Source organism: Myxococcus sp. AM011 (assembly GCF_013372595.1).
Lineage (GTDB): Bacteria > Myxococcota > Myxococcia > Myxococcales > Myxococcaceae > Myxococcus > Myxococcus eversor.
Genome location: NZ_JABXEM010000456.1, coordinates 1 through 4,414, shown reverse-complemented (window position 1 = coordinate 4,414; position 4,414 = coordinate 1). Strand labels below are relative to the sequence as shown.

The following is a 4,414-nucleotide window of genomic DNA, read 5'->3' as shown; positions in this document are numbered from 1 at the left end:
CCGCCCACCCCGGCCCATGCGCGATCAGCAACACACGCCAAGTGATCGAAATCCCAAAGACTTTCTTCCAATCGCGATCAACCCAATTGTTTTCGCCGTGATGATTCCACACGGTGTGTCGGTGTCTCGGGCGCGGATTTCTCCCTCTGTCTACGCCCGGTGTTTCATCGAGCCAACTTTTCGTCCGGAGGCCGATTTTCCGGCCTCGGAACGCGGTCAGCATTGACAGGGAAAAGAGCGATTTGTTACCACCGGTTGGCTTACGCGCAATCAAGGCCAGACAACGCAGGACGGAGGGGCGTAATGACCAAGGCAGAGCTCGTCGAGGTGGTGGCGGCGCAGACACGTCTCACCAAGAAGTCGGCGGCGCAGATCCTCGACATCGTCTTCACCAACATCGGCAAGGCGGTGAAGAAGGACGCGCGATTCAGCTACCCGGGCTTCGGAACCTGGTCGGTGCGCTCCCGCAAGGCGCGCAAGATTCGCAACCCGCAGACGAACGAGATGATGAAGCTGAAGGCCTCGAAGACCATTGGCTTCCGTCCGGCCAAGGAGCTGAAGAACTCGCTGTAAGTCGCTGACGCCACCCCGGTTCATGCCGTGGCGTCCCAGGGACTCGCGATGGACCGGGCACTCCCCTCAGGGGCGCTACCTCAGCCGGTGGCGCCCCTGATGCGTTGCGGGCTTGCTCACCTCACGAGCCCGCACCACCCCGCGCCATGGGCGGCGCCTTCAGATGCTCGTCACCCTCGTCGCCGAGCGCGTCCAGGGGGTCCATCACCTCTCCGTCCCGCCACAGCTCGAAGTGGAGATGCACGCCCGTGGCCAGTCCCGTCTCTCCGGCCAGCCCCACCGCGTGGCCCTGCTCCAGGATTTCCCCCGGCTCCACCAGCACCCGTGACAGGTGGCTGTAGCGCGTCACCCAGCGCCCATCGTGCTGCACCTCCACCTGGAGGCCGTGGTCGCCGTTCCAGCCCGCACGCAACACCACGCCCTTCGTCGCCGTGTAGACGACCTGGCCCTGCTTCGCCGCCAGGTCCACGCCCAGGTGTCGCCGCTGCTCGCCCAGGATGGGGTGCCAGCGCTGGCCGAAGACGCTGGTGATGGTCACCGGATCCACCGGCCAGGCCAGTCGGGGCAGCCCGTTGACCTCCTCCGGGTGCTCCAGGCGCCTCAGCTCCGCCATGCGGACGGCGAGCCGGCCCACTCGCAACACCACGGCCTCCGCCAGGGCTCCGGGCATGTCGCCATAGGTCCGGCCGTCCTGCTCCAGTTCGGCCTCCAGGACGCCTCGGGCTCGCTCCACATCGCGGGAGTCCGTGCGCTCCAAGGCGCGCTCCAGGAAGGCATCCAGCATGCCGTTCATCGACTCCCAGCTCTCCACCTGTCCCAATGGCATGGGCCCGCCCCTCGACACCTTCCGGCGGTTCGCGCGGGCCCGCTCCTTGAAAGAGGCCAGGGCATCTTGCAGCTCCATGGAGGGCTCGGGCGCGGCCAGGCGCACACGGCCTCGGGGCGCATCGGAGGTGCTCTCGGGGACGGCGGGCGAGGAGGCCTCGGCGGGGGAGCGCTCCGCGGTGCTGTAGACCTCATCGAAGCTCATCTTCTGCTCCAACCGGGAGGTGGAGCAGGCACAGACGCTGACGAGGGCGAGGAGGGGGAGTCGACGCACGGCCCGGCGAGCCTACCACGCCCCGCTCGGTGGCTTCCCTCGCCTGGCGGCCACGGCTTCGCCCGGAGCGGGAGCGGGCGAGCAACCTCCCGGGGCGCGACTCAGGCGCGGACCTGAGGCACCGCCATCCGAGAAGACTTCTTCGTCCCGCGCGCTTCGGCGCGGGGCGCGGCAAACATGCCCATGTTCTCGCGTGAGGAGACCGGGCTGTGGCGCGCGCCTCGCGTCCCGGCGATGCGAATGCGTGTCCTCGCCCGGGAGAGACCGGACCGCGGCCCTCGGCGCACCCATGCCCCGACGAGGCTTCGTAGAGCACACCTTGGACCATTGACGCCCGCGCGTGAGGGCGACTCGGCGGACACCGCCGTGACGCCCTCACATGAGGTGAGCCTCCGACTGTCTACGCCAGGGCTCGCCGGATGCGTGCCACCGACTCGTCGATGTCCGCCGCCGACAGGTCCAGGTGCGTGACCAACCTCACCGTGCGCGGTCCTCCCGCCGGGTTCGTCAGCACGCCGTGCCCTCCCAGCAGCGTCACCATCTCCATGGCCGGGCGGTCGAACTCCGCGAACACCATGTTCGTCTCCACCCTCGCCGCGTCCACCTTCACTCCCGGCACCTCGGCCAGCGCCGCCGCGAGCCGGCGCGCATTCGCGTGGTCCTCCGCGAGCCGCTCCACGTGGTGGTCCAGCGCGTACAGCGCCGCCGCCGCCAGGATGCCCGCCTGCCGCATGCCTCCACCCAACCGCTTGCGCAGCCGACGCGCCTCCTTGATGAGGTCCGCGCGGCCCGCCAGCGCCGAACCCACCGGCGCCCCCAACCCCTTCGAGAAACACACCGACGTCGTGTCCGTCAGCCGTGCCCACGTCGACGCAGGCACCCCCGCCGCCACCTCCGCGTTGAACAACCGCGCGCCATCCAGGTGCACCGCCAACCCCGCCTTGCGAGCGACGTCCACCACCGCGCGGAAACGCTCCACCGGCCACACCGAGCCGCCGCCCCGGTTGTGCGTGTTCTCCAACGACAGCAGCCGGGTGCGCGGGTTGTGCATGTTGTCCTCACGCACCGCCGCCGCCACGTCCTCCGGATTCAGCAGGCCCCGCTCGCCTGGCAGCGGCTGCGGCTGCACGCCCCACAACGCCGGCACCGCGCCGCCCTCGTAATGCAGGATGTGGCTGCCCGCCTCGGTCAGCACCTCGTCCCCCGCCCGGCAGTGCGCGCCAATGGCCACCTGGTTGGCCTGCGTGCCCGAGGGGACGAAGAGCGCCGCCTCCAGCCCGAGCCGCTCCGCCACGCGCGCCTCCAGGCGCAACACCGTGGGGTCCTCTCCGTACACGTCGTCTCCCACCTCCGCTTCCGCGATGGCCCGGCGCATGCCGGCCGTGGGCTTGGTGACGGTGTCGGAACGAAAGTCGATGGGCTTCATGGTTCTCCCGCAGGGTGGCGACAGCCAGGACTTGGGTGCACGACAGGGGTGACATACAACGGCCGCGTGCCCGGACGTGAGACAGCGGCGACGAAGCGTGAGCGCGCGGTGAAGGTGATGGAGCGACTGGAAGCCTCCATGCCCGATGCCCACATCGAGCTGGATTTCCACTCCCCCCTGGAGCTGCTCGTGGCGGTGATGCTCTCCGCCCAGTGCACCGACAAGCGGGTCAACATGGTCACCCCCGCCCTATTCCAACGCTTCCCCAGCGCACACGCCTTCGCGCAGGTGCAACCCACCGACGTGGAGCCGTTCATCCGCACCTGCGGTCTGTACCGCGCCAAGGCGAAGAACATCGTCGCGGCGGCGAAAATCCTCGTGGAGGAACATGGCGGCCAGGTGCCCCTCCGTCGCGACACGCTCGCGGAGCTGCCCGGCGTGGGCCGCAAGACGGCGGGCGTCGTGTGCATCCACCTGGGCGGCGACGATGCCTTCCCCGTGGACACCCACGTCAAGCGGCTCGCGTACCGGCTCGGCTTCACCACGCACGAGGACCCGGACAAGGTGGAGACCGACATGCGGGCCGTGCTGCCCACCCCCTGGTGGACAAAGGGCCACCAGCTCCTGGTGTGGCATGGGAGGCGGACGTGCTTCGCCCGCTCACCAGAATGCCAGCGCTGCGTCGTGGCCGAACTGTGCCCCAAGAAGGGCGTGGCCCGAGCGACTACCGAGAAGCCGACGGGTTCAGCTCGCTCTCGCGCGAAGCCTTGAGCTTCTTCATCCGCTTGCGGATGAACTCGCGCTTCAGCGTGGAGACGTGGTCCACGAAGACGGTGCCGTTCAGGTGGTCCGTCTCGTGCTGCACGGCGATGGCGAGCAGTTCGTCACAGCGCAGCGTCTGCTCCTGACCGTCCACGTCCAGGTACTTCACCGTGACGACGGCGGCGCGGTCCACGTCCTCGGACTCACCGGGGAGCGAGAGGCAGCCTTCGTTGTAGGTGGTCTCACCCTCGAGCGCGATGAGCTCCGGGTTGATCATCGCCAGGGGCTTGGACTCGGGCTGACGCGGCGTGGTGTCCAGGACGATGACGCGCTGGAGCACGCCAACCTGCGGCGCCGCGAGTCCCACGCCGTCGGCGGCGTACATCGTCTCGAACATGTCCTTGACCAGCGCGCGGGTGGAGTCGTCCACCTTCGTCACGGGCTTGGCCTTCTGCTTCAGGATGGGGTCGGGCCAGATGAGGATCTCACGAACCATGGAGGCCCTCTTAACTCCCCCCGCGCGCACGGGCAACCCCGTGCGGGCAGCCCTCCCC

6 protein-coding genes are annotated in these 4,414 nt (G+C 69.0%); 3 read left to right on the top strand and 3 right to left on the bottom strand.

What is annotated here, in order from left to right; all coding sequences use genetic code 11:
* Nucleotides 1-226: hypothetical protein (locus HUW62_RS48270; protein WP_217911969.1), on the top strand; the 226-nt coding region annotated here is incomplete at its 5' end.
* A 77-nt stretch (nt 227-303) separates the two neighbouring features.
* Nucleotides 304-573 (top strand): HU family DNA-binding protein, encoded by a 270-nt coding sequence (locus tag HUW62_RS45930; protein WP_002635502.1) that lies wholly within the window; start codon nt 304-306, stop codon nt 571-573.
* 121 nt (nt 574-694) lie between these two features.
* On the opposite strand, the gene HUW62_RS45925 is transcribed toward HUW62_RS45930, so the two are convergent.
* Nucleotides 695-1,672, bottom strand: a complete 978-nt coding sequence (locus HUW62_RS45925) for a M23 family metallopeptidase (RefSeq protein ID WP_176438044.1) — start codon at nt 1,670-1,672, stop codon at nt 695-697.
* A 400-nt stretch (nt 1,673-2,072) separates the two neighbouring features.
* Nucleotides 2,073-3,098, bottom strand: a complete 1,026-nt coding sequence (ltaE, locus tag HUW62_RS45920; protein ID WP_163868223.1) for a low-specificity L-threonine aldolase — start codon at nt 3,096-3,098, stop codon at nt 2,073-2,075.
* 48 nt (nt 3,099-3,146) lie between these two features.
* Here ltaE and nth point away from each other — a divergent pair, with 48 nt between their 5' ends.
* Nucleotides 3,147-3,869 carry an endonuclease III gene (gene nth / locus HUW62_RS45915; protein WP_368670645.1) on the top strand — a complete coding sequence of 241 codons (723 nt, stop codon included), beginning with the start codon at nt 3,147-3,149 and terminating at the stop codon, nt 3,867-3,869.
* Here the strand turns inward: nth and def are convergent.
* Nucleotides 3,823-4,356 (bottom strand): peptide deformylase, encoded by a 534-nt coding sequence (def, locus tag HUW62_RS45910; RefSeq protein WP_163868224.1) that lies wholly within the window; start codon nt 4,354-4,356, stop codon nt 3,823-3,825. The genes nth and def overlap by 47 nt on opposite strands.
* Nucleotides 4,357-4,414 lie beyond the last annotated feature (58 nt).

Coding starts and splice junctions, on each gene's coding strand:
- HUW62_RS45930 (WP_002635502.1), top strand. CDS start 304: ATGACCAAGGCAGAGCTCGTCGAGGTGGTGGCGGCGCAGACACGTCTC.
- ltaE (WP_163868223.1), bottom strand. CDS start 3,098: ATGAAGCCCATCGACTTTCGTTCCGACACCGTCACCAAGCCCACGGCC.
- def (WP_163868224.1), bottom strand. CDS start 4,356: ATGGTTCGTGAGATCCTCATCTGGCCCGACCCCATCCTGAAGCAGAAG.